This is a genomic window from Pseudescherichia vulneris NBRC 102420, from assembly GCF_000759795.1.
GTDB classification, from domain to species: Bacteria; Pseudomonadota; Gammaproteobacteria; order Enterobacterales; family Enterobacteriaceae; genus Pseudescherichia; species Pseudescherichia vulneris.
In genome coordinates this window covers 341,366-364,637 of record NZ_BBMZ01000007.1, presented here as the reverse complement: position 1 = coordinate 364,637, position 23,272 = coordinate 341,366, and the positions used below count along the sequence as shown (strand labels likewise).

Here is a 23,272-nt window from a genome sequence, read left to right as displayed (position 1 = left end):
AGATTATTCCATCCATTCGGTATGGAATACACCTTCTTTATCAGTACGTTTGTAGGTATGCGCACCGAAGTAGTCGCGCTGGGCCTGGATCAGGTTAGCTGGCAGTACCGCAGCACGGTAGCTGTCGTAGTAGGCAACGGCTGCACCGAAGGTGGGTACCGGAATACCGTTCTGTACGGCATAGGCAACCACGTCACGCAGGGCCTGCTGATAGTCATCGGCGATCTGCTTGAAGTAAGGTGCCAGCAGCAGATTGGCAATGGCCGGAGTTTCAGCGTAGGCGTCAGTGATTTTCTGCAAGAACTGGGCGCGGATGATGCAGCCAGCGCGGAAAATTTTCGCGATTTCACCGTAGTTCAGATCCCAGTTGTACTCTTCAGATGCGGCACGCAGCTGGGAGAAGCCCTGAGCGTAAGAGACGATTTTGCCCAGATAGAGCGCACGGCGTACCTTCTCAATAAACTCGGCTTTATCACCGGCGGGCTGCGACTGCGGGCCGCTCAGCACTTTAGAAGCGGCAACGCGCTGCTCTTTCAGTGAGGAGATGTAACGCGCAAATACAGACTCGGTGATCAGCGACAGCGGCTCACCAAGATCCAGCGAGCTCTGGCTGGTCCATTTACCGGTGCCTTTGTTTGCGGCTTCATCAAGGATCACATCAACCAGGTATTTACCCTCTTCATCTTTCTTAGTGAAGATATCTTTAGTGATGTCGATCAGATAGCTGCTCAGCTCGCCTTTGTTCCATTCGGTGAAGGTTTGGGCCAGCTCTTCGTTGGAGAGGTTCAGGCCGCCCTTGAGCAGAGAGTAGGCTTCAGCGATCAGCTGCATATCGCCGTATTCAATGCCGTTGTGTACCATTTTCACATAGTGACCGGCACCGTCAGCGCCGATATAGGTTACGCAAGGTTCACCGTCTTCTGCTACCGCAGCAATCTTAGTGAGGATCGGCGCAACCAGCTCGTATGCTTCTTTCTGACCGCCAGGCATGATAGATGGGCCTTTCAAGGCACCCTCCTCACCGCCGGAAACGCCGGTACCGATAAAGTTAAAGCCTTCAGCAGAGAGTTCGCGATTACGACGAATGGTGTCATGGAAGAAGGTGTTGCCGCCATCGATGATGATGTCGCCTTTATCCAGGTAAGGTTTAAGCGAGTTGATGGCAGCATCCGTGCCCGCGCCCGCCTGCACCATAAGCAGAATGCGGCGTGGTGTTTCAAGGGACTCAACAAACTCTTGCACGGTGTAGTAAGGCACCAGCTTCTTGCCTGGGTTTTCAGCAACCACTTCTTCCGTCTTTTCACGCGAGCGGTTGAAAACGGAAACGGTGTAGCCACGGCTTTCGATGTTCAGCGCCAGGTTGCGCCCCATCACTGCCATACCCACAACGCCGATCTGCTGTTTGGACATTACATACTCCTGTCAGGTGTGAATAATTGTAATTTCTAAATATGGACTTTGTTGATTATACAGTTAAAATGTCAATCTGGGAACAATATATAAGTATGGAAATAACCCCTCAGTTTTCGTACCTGATTTTTAACCATCTATTCCGTAATTTTTTATTAACAGGAACCTCAAATAATCTGAAGATAGAAACTGAACCTAAAACAGATATAGCAAATGCAATTAATGACATTGAAATAATAGCAACGGGGCTCCCAATATGTTTGTCACTTGCAATTTTAAAAATAACCCTCATTACAATCAAATGAATCATATAAAAAGAAAAGAAGGCCTCACCTAAAAGAACAAAATAACGCTGAGATAATACCTTTGAAAAAACCCTTATCATAAGAAAATATAAACACCATCAATGCCATTACAGGCGTAAATAACAAATCTTAGCGCAGACTCATATCACTTATGGAGTTAGTAGCAATGTATAAACTCACTCCAAACAAAATGAGCGATAGCATTTACAGAAAACTAAAAACATGAATAGATAACGAAGGAGGCTTTGAAGCATGTAATCGGCATAAAAGCATACCAATAATAAAACCATTAATTCTAAAAAAAAGGATTTATATAAAAAAGCCAGTGGCTAGGCATATAGTCTTGTGGATAAAAAATAAAATAGAACTGAAGCGATATGATAACAGGCAGTAAGTATAGTAAAGCGCGAGTTCTTAAAACTATTAAAAATACAAAACAACAGTAGAAAAATAGCTCACACGAAAGACTCCAACTAACCGGGTTATACGAGAAATATACACCATCCAAAGGAACAAACGCATGTAACAAAAATATACTCAAGAAAAGTGTAGTTAGATGTAAAAAATCGATACAGTACAAATAACTAAACACAAAAAAAGCTGTAATGTCAACCTATGAACCGAGAAGATTCTTACGACTCTAAAAAAATAAACATTTCGAATCAAAAAAACCATCATCCTTACGTTTTTAAAGCTATATAATATTATAAAAACAGATAATATAATATATAGAAAAAAAGCAACTCTAGCATAGCCAGAAAAAAGTATCTTGCAAACTCCTTGACTATACTATTAACGACCGAGTTAAGAACACCCAAAAGATGTAAAAATACACCAGCAGCAGTAAAAAACGCAATGATGTTAAACTATAAATATGTTAATTTAACATTATTAATTAACTTATACAAAATTCAGCGTGTCCGTAAGAGAGAGTAAATCTTTCTCAATACATATATTGGCAAAACCCTCGGTATTGATCGCATCAAAAACACACCAGAAGTAGAGAATATATTTTGAAAGCCAAGCTTATATTTAAGCTTTGCAAGAGTGAATTCGCTACTAATATATTTAAATCCATGGCGCCGGCTTAACATAGAATCACCTGTTCTCGCGTAAACAAGTATATCAGGAAGATTCCCAACAACCTTCCCAGCAGATAAAACCCTTAGCCACAAATTATAATCCTCCATAAAATGATGGTGCATATATCCACCCGCCTGCAGAATCTCATCTTTTTTAAACATTACAGTCATATGGTTAAAGGGGTTTTTCAAAATTGCATATTGTATTATATCATTATGCAAAACAGGAACCTTTCTGATGCCTGTAGTATTAATAGTGTCAGATTCAAACTCGCTAATCGCTCCTCCTAAAATGCACATATCAGGACACTCTTTAAACTTCGCTAACTGAAGTTCGAATCGATTCGGTACACAAATATCATCAGTATCCATTCTTGCGATTAAGTTAAAATTACAACTTTCTATTCCTATATTTAAAGCATTGCCCAACCCGACATTACCTGGCAAAGGAACAATATCTAATGGTAGAAGTTCAATCCACTTGATTAGGATTGCATCTAACTGCTCAGTTATCGGTCCATCTAAAACAACAATAATCTCATTGGCTGGGCAAGTCTGATCAAAAAGACTTTTAAGGCATTCATCCAAATTAGTGGGATTTTCTTTTTCATACAAAGACATTAATACACTAAAGGCGACCATTTTTAGTCAAACTCCAATAACAAGAACGATATTTTGATGCTATTATTGACATATCATAATTTTGAATAACATTGTTATATAAAGAATTAGCCAGCTCTTTATTATGCATATCTATTGATTTGACTGATTTGATAAAATCGGTAACAGTACCGTCAAAAAAAGAGAGACCATTTGTGCCCAGAAGCTCTTTGTAAATTGGTAACTCACGACATACGATCGGCAGTTTTGCAATTATAGCTTCAAATAAACTAAGTCCAAAAGACTCACTTGAGCTCGGCATCGCATAAATATCAAAAGTTTTTAGATAAGGTAGTGGATTTGCTTTGAATCCTGTGAATATACATCTATCATCAACCTTGAGCTTAATGGCTAATTCAATCAACTCCTTCTCCCCTGAACCGCCACCGACAAACACAGCCGCATGATTCGGTAAATGGGGTAATGCATTGACAACTGTATCCAGATGTTTAACAGATGTAATAATAGATGTCGATCCAATAATTTCTAAATTTCTTCTCTTTAATAATTCAATAGCACGAATGTATGTATTTTCTAAAACTGAACATCCCTCGATTTTTCTCTTAATTTCTGACACATCAATTCCGCTACTAACGATATGTAAATGTCCGCTGGAAAAACGCCTGTAATATTGTTTTGCTATTGATGTAAATACAAATTTGTTCGGAATGAATGAGAGTACTCGCTTCCATAGGAAAACATAAAAGATGGCTTTAATTGGTGAGTATCTCGAATATATATCTTCTTTCATAAAGTTATGCATTGTACTTACAAATGCAGCTTTTACACCTGAATAGCGTAGCAACACAAGAAATAAATCAGGAAAAAAACCATGGCTATGGATGACATCAAATCCACGTAATTTCTTAAAAGAAGCCAAACTAAAACCTATTTTATTTTTAGTGATTCCATTAAAATTTAGTTTGCCATTACCATTCTCACGAAAATAAAATATTTCAATTGAACAGTCAAGGGTTGAAAGTACTCCGCACAAAGCTTCTACTTGAATCCCTGGGCCACTCTTGGCAAGACTAGGTAATATCATTGCTATTTTCATATTTATCATTATTTTCCAGAAATAAGATCACTTGTTGCCAAGGCGTTTTTATAATAGGCTTCATACACTAGTTCATCATAGTTGACATTATTGGATAGAAATGAAATCAAATTAAAATTCATGTTATTAAAGGAAACTGGCGCTATATCGTTCTTAAAATATGATGCCATACTAATAAAGCTGAACATAAACACCATGCTAAATTTAAATACAGCATTCCTGTTGATCATGAAATGTTTGAAATAATTATTAATCGCCACGTCATAAAAAAGAAATATAATGAAAAATGTCGCCATTCTTGACATAAAAGGTATAAATATGCCGACTAAGAAGACCAACCCTCCGAAGAACAACTGTCGATTAAAGAAAACAACAGAATATTCATTTGAATAATGAAGCTTTTTGAGCCTAGTAAATTGATACAATATATAAAAAATTGAGAAAAGAAAAGAGGGCCCAATGTGAAATGATAAATCAGTAATTTCGCGATAAGTTTTTATCTTTAAGAAAATAACAGGTATTATTTGCATCCCTACGTTTACCAGAAAATTATTCGTCAGTAATAATAAGAGAAAAGATGTTATCGAGATGGAAATAACAATAAACAATTTGGAGTTTTTTATGCCCGCTAAAATAAATGCGCATGCAACGATGATGGCAGATGCGTGGAATGATATTGCGAGCAAAAGAAAAATAGTTGATTTTTTTCTTTTTAAATTCAATCTAAAAATTAAAGCACATAGTGAAAATATGGCTGAAAAAAATTGTCTCAGTTGCTCAAGTATTAATGTGTTGCCGAAGCAAACAATCAAAAGTAGTAAAAAGAAAGGCAAATTACAGTTTCTGTTTTCAACGATATATTTCGTCAATATAAAAAAAGCCAGAAGGAAAAATATTAGCGTCGCCAATCCAAAATTATCATATGAGAGAAATGATAAGCATGAATAAAATAAGTAAAAGCCTGGTTCAAACCATGAGGTACCATCATCCCTAAAAAAATTCACATAATAATTAACCCAATCTTCTCCATTGAGATAAAAGGCTGTATACGTTATCCCTAAAGAAATTACAAGGGCAAATGCTATTATTCTCTTTAAATTAGTTGTAAAACTGGGCCATAAAAACGATAAAAACAAAAGTGGCACGAACTGCAATAATATAAACATTATTTATGAAACCTATTGTATAAAAATATATACCATTGAAATAAATCTATGTATTTCATAAACCTCAATCTCTTATTTGAGTTTGATATAATCTGAATTAAGTTATGAATATAAGCTGTCTTATATTTCTTTCTTATGGAATTATTAAACTTTACCAAATCTTTTTTCAGTAATTTACTAATGCCAGATGCGGTCACTTGTTTTTTATGAATACGATATTTTACTGTGCTTTTTGAACAATAAGAAATACATTCATCGTTTAAGAATAGTTTATACCAGAGTGGTAAATCCTCTAGTAAATAATAACTTTCATCATACCCATGATATTTATCAAAAGTAGTCTTGGAAATCATGACCCCTGGAGCTACGTTTGAAAAACCCAGCAAAAATAACCAATCTGAATATTTAGAATTATTTTCAGACTTATTTTTTATCAAGTCCCAAGTAAAGGGATATGGAAAAATCTCACTTTTAATATCTATCCCAAAGGTTTCAAATCTGGAAAAAACAATACCATCATCACATTTCCTTGAAGCCATTAAATTTTCAATTGCTGTTTTTTCTAATAAATCATCTGCTCCTAAAAACTTAATCCAACACCCAGATGAAGCCATTGCTCCCCTATTGCAGTTAGCAGGTATTCCAGCACGTAACTCACTTGTTATTATTTTAAAATTTATCTTTAAGGAGTTTTTTTCACTCCATCGCGTGCAACGCTGGACAGTATCATCTGTTGAGTTATCATCAGATACTATGATCTCTATATAAGGATAAGACTGTACCAAACAACTATCTAAAGTTTCTTCAATAAAGTCAGCAGAGTTAAATGTCACTATTACGATAGAGACCATTTCATTATTTTGCATTACGGAACCCGTATATTCCCTTTAGGGCTAAAATTTTAAGGAGAGACCAAATAAGCAATTTCTTATTGTGTTTAGTAATTACCACTAAATTATTCATATCGATACGTCTAATTAATGCAGCAACAGCATTATCCCACTCTTGCTTATGTATTATTTTTTTACGCCAAATGAATCTTTTTATTGTCAAATTGGTAGCAACTCTCGTCATATATAAGTGTACTGCAGGAATCAGCAAGTTCAACTCTGCGCTTCCAATAATAAAATCAGCTAATCGTTGTGCAGTAAATGCCATCTTGAATAAATCGCCATTTATCTTTCTGGTAGTCGAAAGCATATTTTCAGAATAGTAATAGCGCCCACTAGAAAGAGTAATTTGTCGAGCACTAAGCATTGCCATCCGTGCAATAAATTCATCATCATTGACGTTATTACTAGCATTGTCTTCGAATTTTTTAGCCGCAGAGTAACCCGCTAAAATCGTCTCTTTACGATATATACCAAAAGCATGAATCCCCCACGATGCAATTGTATTTTCGAATGCAGTATATCCAGTTATTGGCCACTTTTTAAGTGTATAATTAAAGCGTGTAAGTTTATTATTAGATAGAGAAACATGATAATCAAATAATGCTAAATCAATTTCCGCATTATTATCAAACTCAGCCAAAGCTTCAGTTAAAGAAAGACGATCTAGTTTATCATCACAATCACAAAAAGCTATAAATCTGCTGTCAGCGTTATTGATACCCACCAGGCGAGCCTCAGCAGCACCGCCATTAGTTTTGCTTATAATCTTAACATTTTTATTATTACATACCCTGCTGTCATTAGAAATAATTGTTAATGTTTTATCAGTAGAGCCGTCGTCGATAAGAATAAACTGAATATCAGGATCATATATATCTTCCAGCATATTTAAAAAAACATCAATATTTCGTTCTTCATTATATATAGGGGTAATTACGGAACATTTATACAGATATTTTTCACTCATGCTGCTCTATTAACCTTTTTTAACCGTTTTATATGCCTAATATATATAAGCATAGAAACAACTAAGTAACTGAAATAAGTTATGCAATATGCAATGCTCACCCCTGTGAATGAGCAATACTTAATAAACACCCATGTTAACAAAGGGAACAAAGTAGAAAATGTAATTTCAAGCATTGCATTAATTTTAAAATAACCTTTAGCTAATAAAATCGTTGCGAATAACCAACTGGTAATTCTAAAAATATCGCCTATATTTTGAAAAAAGAATAATTGTTTCGCTTTTATAAATTCAGCGCTGAATAGCACCCTTAATATATACTCTTTCCCTAAAAATATACCGCCAGCGAATATGCAGGCAAAAGGGATAACAATCAGGCTACCCGTTTTTAAAACAGAGATATGCTCATCAACCGTCTTTGCCGCAGCTGTTTTTGGAAAATAATATACCGTTAGTGCAGTTGTCAGAACAGCTAAATAAGCTTCAGACAATTTAGATACAGATTGCCAATAGCCCGCGTACTCTGCTGAAAAATCTTTAGTTAAGATAGTCCTCACCAGGATAAGTGAAACAGGCCCTGTAAGCGCACCTATTATTCCCATAAAAAAGTAATTCCTCATTTCACCGATATGAAATGAGGTGGTTTTCCCTAACCAATAATGATATTTAAACCAATCACATTTCATAACCACAAATAATAGCCATAACCCAGCAATTGCGTTATTTAATGCTGCAGCTATTAACGCGCCTTTTAATCCAAACAGATATACCAGTACTGTCATGGTAATCGCTGAGAAAACAATAGCGCATCCATTAGCAATAAAAAATCTATAATGATCACCAAGACCATTGAGCACACCCAGGAAAATATTATTTATTACATTCAGCGGTACAACAACTAAAGCAAGTATAACTATCCAAAAGTATGCATGTGTTGAAAACAAAAGCATTGATATGCTATTTGAAAAAATGCTACCTAGGCAAATAATTAATAGACATGCTACGATGGAAAGTTTTAGTGCAGCTCTCCAATAGTACTTTGCATTATCATAATCAACCTTATTCTCTGCAGAATACCTATTTACCCCCTGTGAGACTTGAGACGACACAAAACCGTTGATGAATGTCACAAGATTTTGTAGTTGTCCTAACCCTGCGATCCCTACAGGGCCAGTATATATTGCAACAACTTTAGATATTGCAAAACCACATAAAAGTCGAAGAAGGGTTAATATTCCGCTAAGAATGGTTACTTTTGCAAAATTCAATTTTGCCATCCATTTATCTTTTGAATGACGTAATCAACCTCAGCATCAGTCATAACTGGTGATATTGGTAAAGAAAGCACACAGTCATGCAGCATTTCTGATATAGGCAAGGACAAATATGAAATTTCAGAATAAGCTTTTTGATGATGAGGTGCGATCGGATAATGAACAAGAGTTTGTATTTCTTGCTCATTTAAATATTTTACTAAACTTTCTCTATTTACAGTTTTGATAACATACAAATGCCAAACATGAGATAAATCATCGACAGGATGAATTGGAAGGATAATATTTTTATTAGTAATATTCTCCTGATACCTTTTAGCAATTTCTCTTCTGCGTTTATTTTCGTTATCTAAATTAGGTAATTTGACACTTAAAAGAGCCGCCTGTAGTTCATCGAGTCTGCTATTTACCCCTTTATAAAGGTTTTGGTATTTCACATGAGAACCATAGTTACGAAGTGCCTGAAGTGTATTAGCTAGATCATCATCATTTGTTGTGATCGCTCCAGCATCACCCAGAGCACCTAAATTTTTCCCCGGATAAAAACTAAATGCTCCAGCATCCCCCCAACAACCCGCTTTTAATTTGGATTGTTCAGCACCCTGTGACTGAGCACAATCTTCAAGCACCAAGAGGTTATTCTCATTAGCATATTGTTGTATTTCTTTCATTGGTGAGATCTGACCATACAAATGAACTGGCAGAATCACTCTTGTTTTATTTGTTATCGCTTTTTTTATGTTTTTCAACGATAAGTTAAAGGTATTTTCGTCCGGTTCAACAAGCACTGGTGTCAAATTGTTTTCAGATATTGCAAGAATGGATGCTATATATGTATTAGAAGGCACGATAACTTCATCGCCATCTTGCAGTTTTCCCATTGCCTTCCAAGCACGTAAAACCAGCACTAAGGCTTCCAAGCCGTTTGCAACGCCAATGCAGTGCTTAACCCCACAGTAGTTCGCAAATTCAGATTCAAATTTATGGAGGTGGTTTCCCATAACATACCATCCAGAGTCTAAAACAGACTTAAAGGCATTCATCAACTCTGCATGGTAAACCTGGTTTATTTTTTGCAAGTCAAGAAATTTAATCATTGAATAATATCCCCTAAAACTTAATATTTTACTTTTAATTAATCGCAATAAATTTTACATTAAAATAAATTAGGCCCTAACGATAAAGATTTTTAATATTTTCAGGTTTTACTCATACGTTTGAAAGTATCATAGTCTCGTATGTAATCATTTTCATCATAATAGTCATCTGCCAGAACCATTAAGACGCAATCTTCGCTATATTCATACATTTCATGCCAAACCATTGGCTCAATTATTAATGCAATTGTTGGTGAGTCCAGAAGTACATGTTCTACTTGGCTTCCATCATCAAGTAAGAACTTACATGACCCTTTCACAGGAATAGCGATCTGCGTTAGTTTTTTATGAGCATGAAAACCTCTTCTGACCCCAGAGGTCGTATCAAACATATAATAGACTCGCTTGATCTCGATTGGTACGTCCTTACCTTGCTCGATAACTACTAATGCACCCCTATTATCACCTTTTTTGCTTAATTCAATTAGATTCATTTTGGTTTAATTTCCTTTTACCAATTTCAATAAATATTGACCATAATGGTTTTTCCCTAATTTTCTTCCAATCGCTGTAAGGGCCTCATCATCTAACCATTTATTTCGCCATGCAATCTCTTCTGGACATGCAACCATCATACCCTGACGTTTTTGAACAGTTTCTACAAAACTACCTGCTTCAATTAAGCTATCGTGAGTGCCTGTATCAAGCCACGCAAAACCGCGCCCCAGCAACTCAACGTTCAATGTATTATTATTAAGATAAACCTCATTAACCGCCGTAATTTCTAGCTCACCTCTTGCAGAGGGTTTAATAGTTTTTGCAATATTAATAACATTGTTATCATAAAAATAGAGTCCAGTTACTGCCCAATTAGACTTAGGTTCATCTGGTTTTTCTTCTATACTTATTGCTTTGAAATCAGTATCAAATTCAATAACACCAAAGCGTTCAGGGTCCATTACCTGGTAGCCGAAAACGGTCGCTCCCGAATTACGTTCAGCAGCGCTCCTTAATTTTGGTGTAAAACCTTGACCAAAGAAGATATTATCCCCTAATACAAGGCATACCGGATCCTGACCGATAAACTTCTCACCAATAATAAATGCCTGGGCCAGGCCATCAGGCGAAGACTGGACGGCAAAAGATAAATTTATGCCAAACTGACTACCATCACCCAGTAGCCGAATAAATCCTTGCTGGTCTTCGGGAGTGGTAATAATGAGAATATCTTTTATCCCAGCCAGCATTAATACAGACAATGGATAGTAAATCATCGGTTTATCATAAACAGGCAGTAGCTGTTTAGATACACCCATGGTGATGGGATAAAGTCGTGTACCCGATCCGCCTGCGAGAATAATGCCTTTCATATTACTCTAATCCTAAACGTTCACGTTGATAACTACCGTCCTGTACACGACGACACCATTCTGTATTTTTTAAATACCATTTTACGGTTTTACGGATACCGCTTTCAAACGTCTCTTCAGGCTTCCAGCCCAGCTCGCGGCTGATTTTATCCGCATCAATGGCGTAGCGACGGTCGTGTCCTGGGCGATCTGTCACATAGATGATCTGGTCGCGGTAAGAGCCCTCTTTCGGCACGATCTCGTCCAGCAGGTCACAGATGGTATGCACCACGTCCAGGTTTTGCTTTTCGTTATGACCGCCGATGTTGTAGGTCTCGCCAGGTGCACCCTGTGTCACCACGGTATAGAGCGCGCGGGCATGATCCTCAACGTAGAGCCAGTCGCGGATCTGATCGCCTTTGCCGTAGATCGGCAGCGGTTTGCCCTCAAGGGCATTCAGGATCACCAGCGGGATCAGCTTCTCGGGGAAGTGATACGGACCGTAGTTATTGGAGCAGTTGGTGACCAGCGTCGGCAGACCATAGGTACGACGCCATGCACGCACCAGGTGATCGCTTGACGCTTTTGACGAGGAGTACGGGCTGCTGGGGGCATACGCGGTCTGCTCGGTAAAGAGTGGCAGCGCCGTGCCCTGCGGATGTTCGTCCGGGTGCGGCAGATCGCCATACACTTCATCGGTAGAGATATGGTGGAAGCGAAACGCGTTTTTCGCCTCATCGCTTAAGGTCAGCCAGTAGGCGCGCGCGGCCTCCAGCAGAACGTAAGTTCCGACAATATTGGTTTCGATAAAGTCAGCCGGGCCAGTAATCGAGCGGTCAACATGGCTCTCAGCCGCCAGGTGCATGACTGCATCAGGCTGGTGCTCGGCAAAAACGCGAGCCAGCTCGGCGGCATCACAAATATCCACGCGCTCAAAGGCATAACGATCGCTTTCGGCGACGTCAACAAGCGATTCCAGATTACCGGCGTAAGTCAATTTATCAACATTCACAACGGAATCTTGGGTATTTTTAATAATATGTCGGACGACCGCAGAGCCGATGAAACCCGCTCCGCCAGTAACAAGGATCTTCACGCTATCAATTCCGTCAATTCAATAAGGAAGGGGTATTTTACGCGAGACTGTGTGAAACAGGTTAGCCTCACTCCGTTCGCAGGCACGCTACCGCCCCAGGCTCAACAGCTACCCGTGGACTGTACGGACCAATTTGTATCACAACTGATGCCTAACGATGACGTATAGGCAATAAATCAGGTACTAATTGTCATCCTAAACGCGTAGAGAAACAAGGAAAATTCTTAGCGTTTTGCTGTATAATTAATCAACACAACCCCTTGATCTACAAGAATTTGGGGGTTGTAAAACAAAAACGGCAAGAGATGGTTCACCGCGATTTGTTGCCGCATAATGAACGATCTCTTGCCGTCAAATTAAATAAATATTACTTAATTGTAGCCTAGGCCTGGCTTTGGCTCAGCAGCTTCTGAATGCTGTTGCGGAACTTTTGCCCTTCCTTCAGGTTACGCAGACCGTACTTCACGAACGCCTGCATGTAGCCCATTTTCTTGCCACAGTCATAGCTATCGCCAGTCATCAGCATCGCATCAACGGACTGTTTTTCCGCCAGTCGAGCAATGGCGTCGGTCAGCTGAATACGGCCCCATGCGCCCGGCTCGGTTTTCTCCAGCTCCGCCCAGATATCCGCCGACAAGACATAGCGTCCTACCGCCATCAGGTCGGAATCCAGCGTCTGCGGCTGATCCGGTTTCTCGATAAAGTTAGTAATACGGCTCACTTTACCTTCGCTATCCAGCGGCTCTTTGGTCTGGATCACGGAGTACTCGGAGAGATCGCCCTTCATGCGTTTTGCCAGCACCTGGCTGCGGCCGGTCTCGTTAAAACGGGCTACCATCGCGGCGAGGTTGTAGCGCAGCGGATCGGCAGTCGACGTGTCCAGAATGATGTCCGGCAGTACGACCACAAACGGGCTATCGCCGACGATAGGACGCGCGCAGAGAATAGAGTGGCCCAGACCCAGCGGCTGCGCCTGGCGCACGTTCATGATGGTCACGCCCGGCGGGCAGATAGACTGCACTTCCGCCAGCAGCTGACGCTTAACGCGCTGCTCTAGCAGCGCCTCAAGCTCATAGGAGGTGTCGAAGTGGTTCTCTACCGCGTTTTTAGATGAGTGGGTAACCAGAACGATCTCTTTGATCCCTGCAGCAACCACTTCGTCGACGATATACTGGATCATCGGCTTATCGACGATCGGCAGCATCTCTTTTGGGATCGCCTTAGTGGCAGGCAGCATGTGCATCCCCAGACCCGCTACCGGAATAACCGCTTTCAAATTAATCATTATCTCTTCCACCTTAAAATGGTTAACGAAGTATAGACCCGATCAGGAAAACCGCCTGATAAATGAAATGTACAACGCCGAATGCAAATTACGTTTAGAGCCTAAACTGACACTACTTAACCTCATTACAACTCAAGTGTGATCCAGAATTGTCGGAAACCTACGTCAGAAAGATGATTAGTCTCGTGTTTCCGACAAATCGCAGCCCTTAAACGTTATTCAGATACAAAGGTGATGTCATCTTGCTTCTCATGGACGAATTCATACTTCAGAGTACGGTCCAGCCCCTGAGATAATGTATACGGCGCATTGAAACCAGAACCGTGCACTTTAGTCGCATCGAACTGCGTCGTTGCACAGAATTTCTTCACACGCACAGAGCTTATTGCGTATTTCTTGCCCGTCACTTTGCTCAGAATATCAAAGCAATACCCCCCTAACATACCCAGAGGGTATGGAAGGTGGACCGATGGAATTTTTTTATTGAGGCTTTTTTCAACCTCACCCACCAGCTGATTCATATTCAGATCTGGCTTGTCAACGTAATTGTAAACATCATAGCCAGGCTTAACGTTGGTCAATTTGTACTTGATGAACTCAACAATGTTGCCAACATAAGCCATTGATTTGTAGTTTGTGCCCGCGCCCACCATGGCGAATTTACCCCCTGCAATTTGCTTCAGCAGGTTATAAACATTCCCGCGGTTGCGCTCACCGAAGATGACCGTCGGACGGACAATTATCAAAGACCTTTCCTGTGGGGCCTTATTAAACCATTCACGCAGCATCTCTTCCGCTTGCCACTTGCTTTTGCCGTAATGGTTAAAAGGATCATGTGGATGAGATTCATCAGGATTGACTTTGTTAAGACCATACACAGCCACTGAACTGGTAAAAATAATGTTCTTAACGTTATTTTTTTCCATTGCTGATAGTACGTTACGTGTGCCCTGTACGTTTACATCATAGTAGAGCGATGTAGGGCTAACATCATCACGGTGCTCAGCGGCGAGCAGTACTACGGTTTCGAAACCTGCAAGCGCCTGATCGAGCTGCGCCTGGTCACGAACATCACCGGAAACGGTAATGTCTGGGTAGAAATGACTCGGCTGTTTGTCGAAGTTAGTAACGTCAAACCTGGTCCGAGAAATCTCGATCAATCGAGTCCCAACGAAACCAGATGCGCCAATAAACAAAACTTTATCGTTCATATACCACTCAATGCGTTATGTGTGTTTGGCAAACCTCCGGTAATCGCTTTCTTCCGTGAGGCACCGCTATTGACGAGACAAATATTGCAAAATAGTGGCATGGATTATAAACACTATTTTCACGGAGTTCAGTAACAAATTTTAGGGGTTACATTAGACTTGATGACACATGCCTACGCTTCTCATCGCACTTTGGAAGGAAGCGTAAAATTCAGCCGCTCCGTATTCACGACCTGCTGATCGAGCCGGTCAATATCCACCGAGCTTTGCCCTTTCTCATTCACAGCATGAATATTCGCCAACGAAAGCAGCGTATCCCGCTTCGCCATAAAGCGGCCGCGTACGTCCTTGCGTAGATCGAAGTGGAGCTTCAGCGCCGGGCCTGTCGCAGCCTCCTGCATGATCTGAATATTGCGCATAAACAGGTGCTGGGGTTTATTATGCATCTCCAGCGAGGCGCGCTGAATATTGAGATTGGTGATAGAGACAAACGAGTCGGCATTGCCGGATGAGATCTGGATCCCACGTAATTTCCGCGTCTGCTCGGCATTGTCTAAATGAACCGCGTTTAGTCTGAAATTTTGCGGTATCGAGAGATAATTACCTTTAATCACCCCATAACCTATTAACATCCCTGCGCTATTGCGCATTTTAACGTCGTCGATGACGAAATTATCGCAGCCGTAAATCGCTACCGTGGCGTTATCAATGCCCGCTTTTTTACTGTAGTCAGGGGTGATATCCGTGGCGGTGATGTGACGGATCACAAAGTGCTTGCCGTTTTCGACGTGCACCAGCTGACGACAGTGGCTACCGGTGATGTTGGTCACGGTAAAATGTTTTACCGCCTGATCTTCCGGGTAGTCGTTGTCGTAGGTGCTGCCCGCCAGCCCGATGCCGATCCCCCAGTTGATTTTGCCGTTGGTACAGTCAATATGATCAATCACGTGGTCAGAGATCAGCAGGTTGCGATCGTTAATCGCCACGTTCCATTCAATAGCGTCCCCCTGCAGATAGCTGAAACGGCCGTTGGTAATGCGCGCCCCGTCGATCTGATTGTGAAAGCCCTGGCGCAGAATGGCGTAGTTGGCCTTGGTCACCGTGATATTATCGATAACCAGGTTACGCATGACCCGCTTCTCTTTGCCGCCGATATAGATCTGCGTCACCGGGCCGTAACCGCTCATCGCTACGCCTTCGATAGTGCAGTCCGAGCCGCGCACGTCAAGGGTGATGTTATACAGGCTTCCGCCCTCTTCCCCGCGTACCCGACAGCCATCCTGCAATACAAAGCGCCCCCGACCATTGCCCTTGAGCGCCCCGCGAATTAACAGCGTTTTACCCGCCGGGATAAAAATCGCGGTATTGATGTTCTCGCAGACCACGCCCGCCGGCACCAGCACCGTGCTGGCCTCGGCAAAGGCCTGCTTAAACGCGGCGATCACGTCATTTTTCAGATAGCGGCGGATATCAACGCTGCCGGACTCCTGGGCCTGGAGCAGCGGCGAGTGCAGAAGGGGCAGCGCCGCCAGGGCAGAGCCTGCCCCAATAAAGCGACGGCGTGAGAGTAGGATATCTGACATATAACCTCTGGCTTAGAGCGCTTGCAACAGCGTGGCAAGCCGCTGGTTAATGATTCGCTGATTAAACTCGGTTTCGACTTTTTCACGGGCGCGCGAGACGACCGGCACCAGCGCCTCCTGCTGGATAGCGCTTAGCGCCGCCAGCCGGTCCGCGAGGGCCTCAGGATCGTTCTCTGGCACCAGCCAGCCGGATCGATCGGCGTCGATAAGCTCGGGGATACCGCTGTGGACGGTAGAGACCACCGGCAGACCCACCGCCATCGCCTCCATCAGCGCCACCGGGATCCCCTCCATATCGCCGTCCGCGCCGGTGATGGAGGGCAGCAGAAAGAGATCCGCCTCGTCCAGCATCGCCTTCACCTCGTGGCTCGGCTTGAAGCCCGGCATCTCAATCGTCTCCTGCAGGCCATACTCGGCGATTTTGTCGCGCAGGCGCTGCTCCCACGGCCCGATGCCGAGAATGCGATAGTGAAAGGCAATCCCCCGCTCCTTAAGCAGGCGGCAGGCCTCAATGGCCACGTGCAATCCCTTTTTCTCGGTCAGGCGGGCCACGGAGATGATATTCAGTTGGTTGGCCGGGGCCTGCACTGGACGCGGGGAGAAGCGTGACATATCAACGCCCATGCGCGAGACGGCAATTTTATGCGCCGGGCAGCCCATATTCATCAGCCGTCCGGCCCACAGCTCGCTGATAGGCAGCATCAGGTCGCCACGGCGAAAGAGCTGCTGGTACTCCGGGGTATAGTGGCTGAGCACCGCCCGGCTGGAGATGTCGATGCCGTGGAATACGGTGGCGATTTTGCCGTTAAGGACGCCCAGCTCGCGCAGCTTGGCCGCCGTGACGCCCGCCGGGCCAAAGTGGGCGATAAAGACGTCGGCATGGAAGGTGCGCGGCGCAAGGCCGCACATCGCCGCCAGGATCAGGTTGCGCGCCTCGGCGCCGTAGCGCCCAACGTTGAGCGCCCGCCAGGTTGCGCCCCGCCCTGCCCCGCGCAGCAGCGCCGCACCGCGATAGCGCAGCTTCGCCAGCTTGCCCTGCGGCTCGTCCAGCAGCCAGTGGGTCTTCTCCGCCAGCCGATACTGCTGAAACGCGGCATGGGTATTGCTCAGATCCCCTTTATGCATCGCCACGATCTCAACCTCGTAGCCCATCTCAATAAAGGCGACGATCTGATCCAGCACGAAGGTCTCCGACGAGAGGGGGAACTTCAGCAAAAAGAAACTGACCTTCATTTACCCTCCCGGACGCGCTTCAGCACCGACTCCACCATCTCCATGCCGTGCTGGCGCTCGTGGGTCACGGCATCGCTGAGGCGCTGCTCCAGGGCCGGAAGCTGACCCAGGGTGTCGGCCACCATCGCCTCCAGCGAACCGTCCAGCAGATGGCGAATATCGATCGCCATCTCCGGCATGCCCAGCTGCTGCATAATGCCTGCCGACTTGTGTTCGTAGTTGATAGCGATCGCCGGGGTGCCAAAGTTCATCGAGATAATGGCCGAGTGCAGGCGGGTGCCCACGGTCAGATCGCAGGCGGCAAAGATTTTACCCATCTCAAGATCGTTCAGCTCGTCCATCACCACGTGATAGCGCGAGGGATCGCTGACGTGCTCCCGCAGGTTGAGCGCCACCATGCGATCGTCTTTGTTGTAGCTATCGATGCCGGTACAGGTGGAGAGGGCCAGTACCTGGTAGCCAGCATCAATGATGCGGTTGACCACCCCGGCAAACGCCTTCTCGTAGGCTTTCTGCGTGGTGCCGAGCCGCTTGTCGAAGGGAGCCAGCTCGCGTAGGGTAATAGCGACCGTCTTCTCTTTTGCCGCCATATCGAGCCAGTGGGCGACCGCATAGTTCGGTACGAACGTCTCGTCGTGATCCACCAGCCAGGCGGTATCTACACCCTGCTCCACTTTCGCGGTGGTGATCTGGCTGTGCTCCATTAGCTCCAGGCTTACGCGCTCGCGGAGGATCAGCGCGTCGCAGTGGCCGAACACGTAGTTCGCCAGCTGGTTAAACTGGGCGTCCTGGAACGGCCCAACGCTGTGGCCGATCATGTAGAGCGGCTTTTTCGCCATAAAGGTGCAGAGGGCATGCTCAAACTGCGGCACGCCATAGAGATCGACAAAGAACGAGCCGCCAACCTGGATAATGGCGTCGTAGCCCGCCAGCAGGCGAACAAAGTCGGTGAAGCCCTGGGCGATGGCGATGTTGCGCAGCTTGCCGCTGTCGGTGACTCGAGAGAGCAGCACCTGATGCTGATAGCGGCGGCGCAGCACCTTCTTGACCCGGCCCATCAGTCCGGCGGCGTTATTGTGCTGCTTCATCTGGCTATAGAGCGGATCGCCCATCACCGGGCGGTTCAGCAGCCAGGAGGAGCTGACCGGGTAGCGGCTCATCACGTCCACCTCGGCGTCCGGCTCAAGCACGGCAATCGCGTCCAGCAGGCCGCGCAGGATGGCGCTGTCGCCACGGTTCCCGCAGGTATGGTTGCCCAGAATCAATAGTTTCATAGTGACCTCAATAAACGAAATAGGATTAACCTGCCCGCAGGAGCGTTCTTAATTTTTCATTGCGGCAAAGCTGGCGTTTGATCTCCACCACCAGCGCGTTACGCGACAGCGCGAGGGTGACCGCGAAGGTCAGCGCCCCTGCGGCGATCTGGACGATCAGCAGGGTCACCAGCGGCAGATGACCGTTCAGCGCCAGACCCAGCCCATAGCTCACCGCCAGCATCGGCAGCGACAGGTAGAACGGTAGCCAGAGGCTCAGCACGTACTGGCGATAGCTCGGGCCGAGCACCGGCCTGATCATCACGAAGTAGCTCAGCACGGTATTGATCACCTGCACCAGCAGGAAGCCCAGGGTAACGCCCAGCGCCCCCGCCCACTGGCCCCCGAGAATAATGGCGGGCACAAAGAGCGCGGTTTTGAAGAGATTAAACTTAAAGCTGATATCAACCCGCGCCTTGGCCATCAGCAGGGAGCCAATCGGGTTCCCCACGGCGCGCAGCAGGCCAACGATGCACAGCAGCTGCAGGATGGGGATAATCCCCCGCCACTTCTCGCCAAACACCAGCGGAACCATGTTATTGGCGACCACCATCAGGCCCAGCAGCACCGGGAAGTTGATGATCCCCACCGCTGACAGCAGCTTGTAGAAGTTGAGCCGCAGCTTGGCCGTATCGTCCTGAATTTTGGCGAAGGCCGGGAACAGCACGCGGGTGATGATGGGGTTGAGCTTCATCGGTGGCACTACCGCCACGTTGTAGGCGAGGTTATAGCCCCCGGCAACGCTGGCCCCGAGAATGCGCGCCAGCACCAGCGTGGAGAGGTTGGTATTGATGTAGTTGATGACGCTGTCCGCCGTCAGCCACGCGCCGAAGCGTAGGTTGGCGCTGACCGAGGCAAGGGAGAAGTGCAGGCCCGGCCGGTAGATTTTGCGGCCGAAGAAGCCAAACAGCAGGGTGCGCACCAGGGTGTTAACGAGGTAACCGGCGATGGCGGTCATCGCCAGCGGCCAGAACCACGCGCCAATCACCGTCACGCTGAACCCCGCCACCACGGAGAGCGTTTCAATTGCGCCAATTTTGCCGAACTCTAACTCTTTTTGCATCAGAGCGCGGAACTGCTGGCCGTGGGGGATCACCACAAAGGCCAGCGACAGGGTTTTGATCAGCGGGGCAATATCCGGGTTGTGCAGTACCCGCGCCAGGGTATCGCTCAGGAGGAACATCGCCACGCAGACCAGCAGCCCCAGCCCGACGTTCAGCCAGTAGAGGGTGGTTAACTCCAGCTGGCTTATCTCTTTGCGCTGGATAATCGAGTTGGCGATGCCGAAATCGGACAGCGTATCGGCAAGGGCGATGATAGTTAGCGCCACGGTCAGCAGGCCAAACTGGTGGCTGTCGATAATCCGCGCCAGCCAGGTCATCTGCACCAGTCCGAGGCCAATGATCGTGACGGTAGCCATCGCCGACCATTTGGCCCCGCTTAGGGTTTTCTCTCTCAGGCTCACAGGGTGCTCACTCAGTAGGCCGCTTTGTTAACAAAGCCTTTGAAAATGGTCAGGAAAACGATCTTGATGTCGAACCAGAGGCTCCATTCGCGAATGTACTCCAGGTCGAACTCGATGCGTTTCTCCATCTTCTCCAGGGTATCGGTTTCTCCGCGCCAGCCGTTGATCTGTGCCCAGCCGGTAATGCCTGGCTTGACCTTATGGCGCAGCATGTAGCCCTGGATCAGCGTCCGGTACTGCTCGTTATGCGCCACGGCGTGCGGACGCGGACCGACAATCGACATGCCGCCGGTGAGAACGTTAATAAACTGCGGCAGCTCGTCGAGCGAGGTACGGCGCAGGAAGTTACCGACGCGGGTGACGCGGGGATCGTTCTGCGTCGCCTGGGTGACCACGCTGTCGTTCTCCATCACCTTCATGGAGCGGAACTTCCACACCATGATCGGCTTGCCGTCCATGCCGTAGCGGGTCTGGCGGAAGATCACCGGGCCCGGCGAGGTGAACTTCACGGCGGCAGCAATGCTGAGCAGCACCGGGGAGATCATCAGCAGGATCAGCGAGGAGAGCACGATGTCCTCAAGGCGCTTCAGGACACGGTTCAGGCCCGAGAGCGGCGTGTCGTACAGCGGCACCACCGGAATACCGTTCATCTCCTCAATACGCGAATGCAGGATATTGAAGGTGAAGACGTCGGGGATCAGGATCACCGAGCAGGTGGTATCCGCCAGATCGCTCACCAACTTTTTAATGCTTGCAGCGTCGCTCATCGACATAGCGATGTAGACGTTGTGAATTTTCGCCGCCTTCGCATCCTCAATAAGCTGCTCGATCGTGCCCGCCCAGTCCGCCGATACGCCCTCGGGACTCACGTCGTGATAGACGCCCACCACCTCGAAGCCCAGCCACGGCTCGTTGCGGAAGCTCTCCAGCAGCATCTGCCCTACCGGCAGATCGCCAGCAATGGCTACCCGGCGGGTGTTGTATCCACGGTTACGCAGCCAGCCCGCGCCGAAGCGGATCAGCGAGCGGCAGACCACCAGACCAATACTGCTCAGCACGTACCAGGCGAAAAACAGCGAGAAGTCGTCATTAAAATCTGAATTGAAAGCCATCAGCCCGGCGCTGAAGATCAGGCTCAGGGTCCAGTTTTGCAGCAGCAACACCAGCTCGGTGGAGATCTTCACCCCGCGCCACGAGCGGTAGAAATCGGTCATACCGCCAATCATCTGGAAAACCACCAGCGCCATGAGCGCCATCAGCAGATGCAGATAGAAAAAGGGTAAGGCGTTTGCCTTACAGACCACCCAAAGCCCGCCAAACAGGATAGTGATGTCCGAAAATCGCTGCACCATAGAGATTAACGATGCATTCGTTTTGGCTCGCTCGCGCTTTTTTAAGTTTGTCATCGTTGTTCCTGTTCAATAATGCCCTCTCCGAAGAGAGGGCTCGCAACGGCTACCTGTCGAGCAGCGCCAGAATTTCCTGCGTCTTCGCCTCCATCAGCGAGACGTCGCCCTGGGACTCGACGTTCAGGCGCACCACCGGCTCGGTATTAGAGGATCGCAGGTTGAAGCGCCAGGTTGGGAAGGCGACGCTGAGGCCGTCGGTGCGATCAATCTCCTGCGCGCCGCTGGCAAAATGCTGCTCGACGCGGGCAATGGCCTGCGCCGGTTCGCTGAGGGTACGGTTGATCTCACCGCTGGCCGGAAACGCCGCCATGCGATCGCGCACCAGTGCTGACAGCGGCTGACCAGAGAGGCACAGCAGCTCGGTGACCAGCAGCCAGGGGATCATCCCGCTGTCGCAGTAGGCAAAGTCACGGAAATAGTGGTGGGCGCTCATCTCGCCGCCGTAGATCGCATCCTCGGCGCGCATCCGCTCTTTGATAAAGGCGTGGCCGGTTTTCGACATCACCGGCGTACCGCCCGCCTGAGTCACCACGTCTACGGTGTTCCAGGAGAGGCGCGGGTCGTGGATGATTTTCGCGCCGGGGTGCTTCTCCAGAAACGCCTGCGCCAGTAGGCCAACGATGTAGTAGCCCTCGATAAACTGGCCGTCACCGTCGAACAGGAAGCAGCGGTCAAAGTCGCCGTCAAAGGCGATGCCCATATCGGCACGGTGTGCAATCACCGCCTCGCGGGTGCTGTCCCGGCACTCCGGCAGGAGCGGGTTAGGAATACCGTTCGGGAAGTTGCCGTCTGGGGTGTTATGCACTTTGATAAAGGTCACCGGCACCTTCAGCGCCTGGAAACGCGCCTCGATGGCGTCGATCACCGGACCCGCCGCGCCGTTGCCGGAGTTGATCACCAGCGTCAATGGTTTGAGGTTCGCCACGTCGATATAGCCCAGCAGGTGGTCGATATAGACGTCACGCAGATCGATCTGCTTATAGCTGCCGCGCTTCGCCGGATTAACCGGCGGGAAGTCGTTGGCCTCTGCCAGACGCTGCACGTCGCGCAGGCCAGTATCGCCGCTGATCGGGCGTGCGCCCTTGCGCACCAGCTTCATGCCGTTGTAGTCCATCGGGTTGTGGCTGGCGGTGACTTCGATACCGCCGTCAATCCCAAGGTGGAAGGTGGCAAAGTAGATCTCTTCCGTGCCGCACATACCAAGGTCGAGCACGTCTACCCCTGCGTCTTGCAACCCCTTCGCCAGCGCCAGCTTCAGCGCCTCGCTGGTCAGGCGCACGTCGCCCCCCAGCACGATGGTTTCCGGCTTCAGGTATTCACCATAGGCACGGCCAATGCGCCAGGCGATCTCTTCATTGAGCTCCGTGCCCAGCCTGCCGCGAATATCATAAGCTTTAAAACAGGTTAATTTTTCCAT

Annotated in this window: 19 protein-coding genes; all 19 read right to left on the bottom strand. The window is 46.7% G+C overall.

The window, feature by feature from the left end; translation table 11 throughout:
* Window positions 1-3: 3 nt before the first annotated feature.
* The 19 genes from gnd to cpsG all read right to left on the bottom strand — a co-directional run bounded on the left by gnd (window position 4) and on the right by cpsG (window position 23,272).
* Window positions 4-1,410 carry an NADP-dependent phosphogluconate dehydrogenase gene (gene gnd / locus EV102420_RS05700; RefSeq protein WP_042389886.1) on the bottom strand — a complete coding sequence of 469 codons (1,407 nt, stop codon included), beginning with the start codon at window positions 1,408-1,410 and terminating at the stop codon, window positions 4-6.
* Window positions 1,411-2,626: 1,216 nt separating this feature from the next.
* Window positions 2,627-3,439, bottom strand: a complete 813-nt coding sequence (locus tag EV102420_RS05690) for a glycosyltransferase (protein WP_042389882.1) — start codon at window positions 3,437-3,439, stop codon at window positions 2,627-2,629.
* Window positions 3,426-4,523 carry a glycosyltransferase gene (locus EV102420_RS05685; RefSeq protein WP_042389880.1) on the bottom strand — a complete coding sequence of 366 codons (1,098 nt, stop codon included), beginning with the start codon at window positions 4,521-4,523 and terminating at the stop codon, window positions 3,426-3,428. The genes EV102420_RS05690 and EV102420_RS05685 overlap by 14 nt, the downstream gene beginning before the upstream one ends.
* Window positions 4,523-5,680 carry an EpsG family protein gene (locus tag EV102420_RS22850; protein WP_072015195.1) on the bottom strand — a complete coding sequence of 386 codons (1,158 nt, stop codon included), beginning with the start codon at window positions 5,678-5,680 and terminating at the stop codon, window positions 4,523-4,525. The genes EV102420_RS05685 and EV102420_RS22850 overlap by 1 nt, the downstream gene beginning before the upstream one ends.
* A complete protein-coding gene (locus EV102420_RS20835) occupies window positions 5,680-6,546 on the bottom strand; it encodes a glycosyltransferase (protein WP_072015194.1) in 867 nt (288 codons plus the stop codon). The genes EV102420_RS22850 and EV102420_RS20835 overlap by 1 nt, the downstream gene beginning before the upstream one ends.
* Window positions 6,536-7,540, bottom strand: coding sequence for a glycosyltransferase family A protein (locus tag EV102420_RS05665; RefSeq protein ID WP_042389875.1), 1,005 nt, complete (start codon window positions 7,538-7,540; stop codon window positions 6,536-6,538). The genes EV102420_RS20835 and EV102420_RS05665 overlap by 11 nt, the downstream gene beginning before the upstream one ends.
* Window positions 7,537-8,817 carry an O-antigen translocase gene (locus EV102420_RS05660; RefSeq protein ID WP_042389874.1) on the bottom strand — a complete coding sequence of 427 codons (1,281 nt, stop codon included), beginning with the start codon at window positions 8,815-8,817 and terminating at the stop codon, window positions 7,537-7,539. Before EV102420_RS05660 ends, EV102420_RS05665 begins: the two co-directional genes overlap by 4 nt.
* Window positions 8,805-9,911 (bottom strand): DegT/DnrJ/EryC1/StrS family aminotransferase, encoded by a 1,107-nt coding sequence (locus EV102420_RS05655; protein WP_042389873.1) that lies wholly within the window; start codon window positions 9,909-9,911, stop codon window positions 8,805-8,807. Before EV102420_RS05655 ends, EV102420_RS05660 begins: the two co-directional genes overlap by 13 nt.
* 101 nt (window positions 9,912-10,012) lie before the next feature.
* Window positions 10,013-10,405: a sugar 3,4-ketoisomerase gene (locus tag EV102420_RS05650; RefSeq protein WP_042389872.1), complete on the bottom strand. Its 393-nt coding sequence runs from the start codon at window positions 10,403-10,405 to the stop codon at window positions 10,013-10,015.
* A 6-nt stretch (window positions 10,406-10,411) separates the two neighbouring features.
* Entirely contained in the window at window positions 10,412-11,281 is an 870-nt protein-coding gene (gene rfbA / locus EV102420_RS05645; protein WP_042389870.1) for a glucose-1-phosphate thymidylyltransferase RfbA, read from the bottom strand.
* 1 nt (window position 11,282) lies between these two features.
* Window positions 11,283-12,356, bottom strand: coding sequence for a dTDP-glucose 4,6-dehydratase (rfbB, locus tag EV102420_RS05640; protein ID WP_042389868.1), 1,074 nt, complete (start codon window positions 12,354-12,356; stop codon window positions 11,283-11,285).
* Window positions 12,357-12,738: 382 nt separating this feature from the next.
* Window positions 12,739-13,641, bottom strand: coding sequence for a GalU regulator GalF (gene galF / locus EV102420_RS05635; protein ID WP_042389866.1), 903 nt, complete (start codon window positions 13,639-13,641; stop codon window positions 12,739-12,741).
* A 215-nt stretch (window positions 13,642-13,856) separates the two neighbouring features.
* Window positions 13,857-14,852: an NAD-dependent epimerase/dehydratase family protein gene (locus tag EV102420_RS05630; protein WP_042389865.1), complete on the bottom strand. Its 996-nt coding sequence runs from the start codon at window positions 14,850-14,852 to the stop codon at window positions 13,857-13,859.
* A 182-nt stretch (window positions 14,853-15,034) separates the two neighbouring features.
* Entirely contained in the window at window positions 15,035-16,435 is a 1,401-nt protein-coding gene (wcaM, locus tag EV102420_RS05625; RefSeq protein ID WP_042389863.1) for a colanic acid biosynthesis protein WcaM, read from the bottom strand.
* A 12-nt stretch (window positions 16,436-16,447) separates the two neighbouring features.
* Window positions 16,448-17,668: a colanic acid biosynthesis glycosyltransferase WcaL gene (gene wcaL / locus EV102420_RS05620; protein ID WP_042389862.1), complete on the bottom strand. Its 1,221-nt coding sequence runs from the start codon at window positions 17,666-17,668 to the stop codon at window positions 16,448-16,450.
* Window positions 17,665-18,942 (bottom strand): colanic acid biosynthesis pyruvyl transferase WcaK, encoded by a 1,278-nt coding sequence (gene wcaK, locus EV102420_RS05615; protein ID WP_042389861.1) that lies wholly within the window; start codon window positions 18,940-18,942, stop codon window positions 17,665-17,667. The genes wcaL and wcaK overlap by 4 nt, the downstream gene beginning before the upstream one ends.
* 25 nt (window positions 18,943-18,967) lie before the next feature.
* The gene (locus EV102420_RS05610) at window positions 18,968-20,446 is read right to left on the bottom strand and encodes an MOP flippase family protein (protein WP_042389860.1); all 1,479 of its coding nucleotides are present in this window, start codon (window positions 20,444-20,446) and stop codon (window positions 18,968-18,970) included.
* Window positions 20,447-20,457: 11 nt separating this feature from the next.
* A complete protein-coding gene (gene wcaJ, locus EV102420_RS05605) occupies window positions 20,458-21,852 on the bottom strand; it encodes an undecaprenyl-phosphate glucose phosphotransferase (RefSeq protein WP_042389859.1) in 1,395 nt (464 codons plus the stop codon).
* A 49-nt stretch (window positions 21,853-21,901) separates the two neighbouring features.
* Window positions 21,902-23,272 (bottom strand): phosphomannomutase CpsG, encoded by a 1,371-nt coding sequence (gene cpsG / locus EV102420_RS05600; protein ID WP_042389858.1) that lies wholly within the window; start codon window positions 23,270-23,272, stop codon window positions 21,902-21,904.

Excerpts from the sequence above, each read along its gene's own strand:
- EV102420_RS05630 (WP_042389865.1), bottom strand. The coding sequence starts at position 14,852 with ATGAACGATAAAGTTTTGTTTATTGGCGCATCTGGTTTCGTTGGGACT.
- cpsG (WP_042389858.1), bottom strand. The coding sequence starts at position 23,272 with ATGGAAAAATTAACCTGTTTTAAAGCTTATGATATTCGCGGCAGGCTG.
- wcaM (WP_042389863.1), bottom strand. The coding sequence starts at position 16,435 with ATGTCAGATATCCTACTCTCACGCCGTCGCTTTATTGGGGCAGGCTCT.
- wcaL (WP_042389862.1), bottom strand. The coding sequence starts at position 17,668 with ATGAAGGTCAGTTTCTTTTTGCTGAAGTTCCCCCTCTCGTCGGAGACC.
- galF (WP_042389866.1), bottom strand. The coding sequence starts at position 13,641 with ATGATTAATTTGAAAGCGGTTATTCCGGTAGCGGGTCTGGGGATGCAC.
- wcaJ (WP_042389859.1), bottom strand. The coding sequence starts at position 21,852 with ATGACAAACTTAAAAAAGCGCGAGCGAGCCAAAACGAATGCATCGTTA.
- gnd (WP_042389886.1), bottom strand. The coding sequence starts at position 1,410 with ATGTCCAAACAGCAGATCGGCGTTGTGGGTATGGCAGTGATGGGGCGC.
- EV102420_RS05650 (WP_042389872.1), bottom strand. The coding sequence starts at position 10,405 with ATGAATCTAATTGAATTAAGCAAAAAAGGTGATAATAGGGGTGCATTA.
- EV102420_RS22850 (WP_072015195.1), bottom strand. The coding sequence starts at position 5,680 with ATGTTTATATTATTGCAGTTCGTGCCACTTTTGTTTTTATCGTTTTTA.
- EV102420_RS05690 (WP_042389882.1), bottom strand. The coding sequence starts at position 3,439 with ATGGTCGCCTTTAGTGTATTAATGTCTTTGTATGAAAAAGAAAATCCC.
- wcaK (WP_042389861.1), bottom strand. The coding sequence starts at position 18,942 with ATGAAACTATTGATTCTGGGCAACCATACCTGCGGGAACCGTGGCGAC.
- EV102420_RS05665 (WP_042389875.1), bottom strand. The coding sequence starts at position 7,540 with ATGAGTGAAAAATATCTGTATAAATGTTCCGTAATTACCCCTATATAT.
- EV102420_RS05655 (WP_042389873.1), bottom strand. The coding sequence starts at position 9,911 with ATGATTAAATTTCTTGACTTGCAAAAAATAAACCAGGTTTACCATGCA.
- EV102420_RS20835 (WP_072015194.1), bottom strand. The coding sequence starts at position 6,546 with ATGCAAAATAATGAAATGGTCTCTATCGTAATAGTGACATTTAACTCT.
- EV102420_RS05660 (WP_042389874.1), bottom strand. The coding sequence starts at position 8,817 with ATGGCAAAATTGAATTTTGCAAAAGTAACCATTCTTAGCGGAATATTA.
- rfbA (WP_042389870.1), bottom strand. The coding sequence starts at position 11,281 with ATGAAAGGCATTATTCTCGCAGGCGGATCGGGTACACGACTTTATCCC.
- EV102420_RS05685 (WP_042389880.1), bottom strand. The coding sequence starts at position 4,523 with ATGATAAATATGAAAATAGCAATGATATTACCTAGTCTTGCCAAGAGT.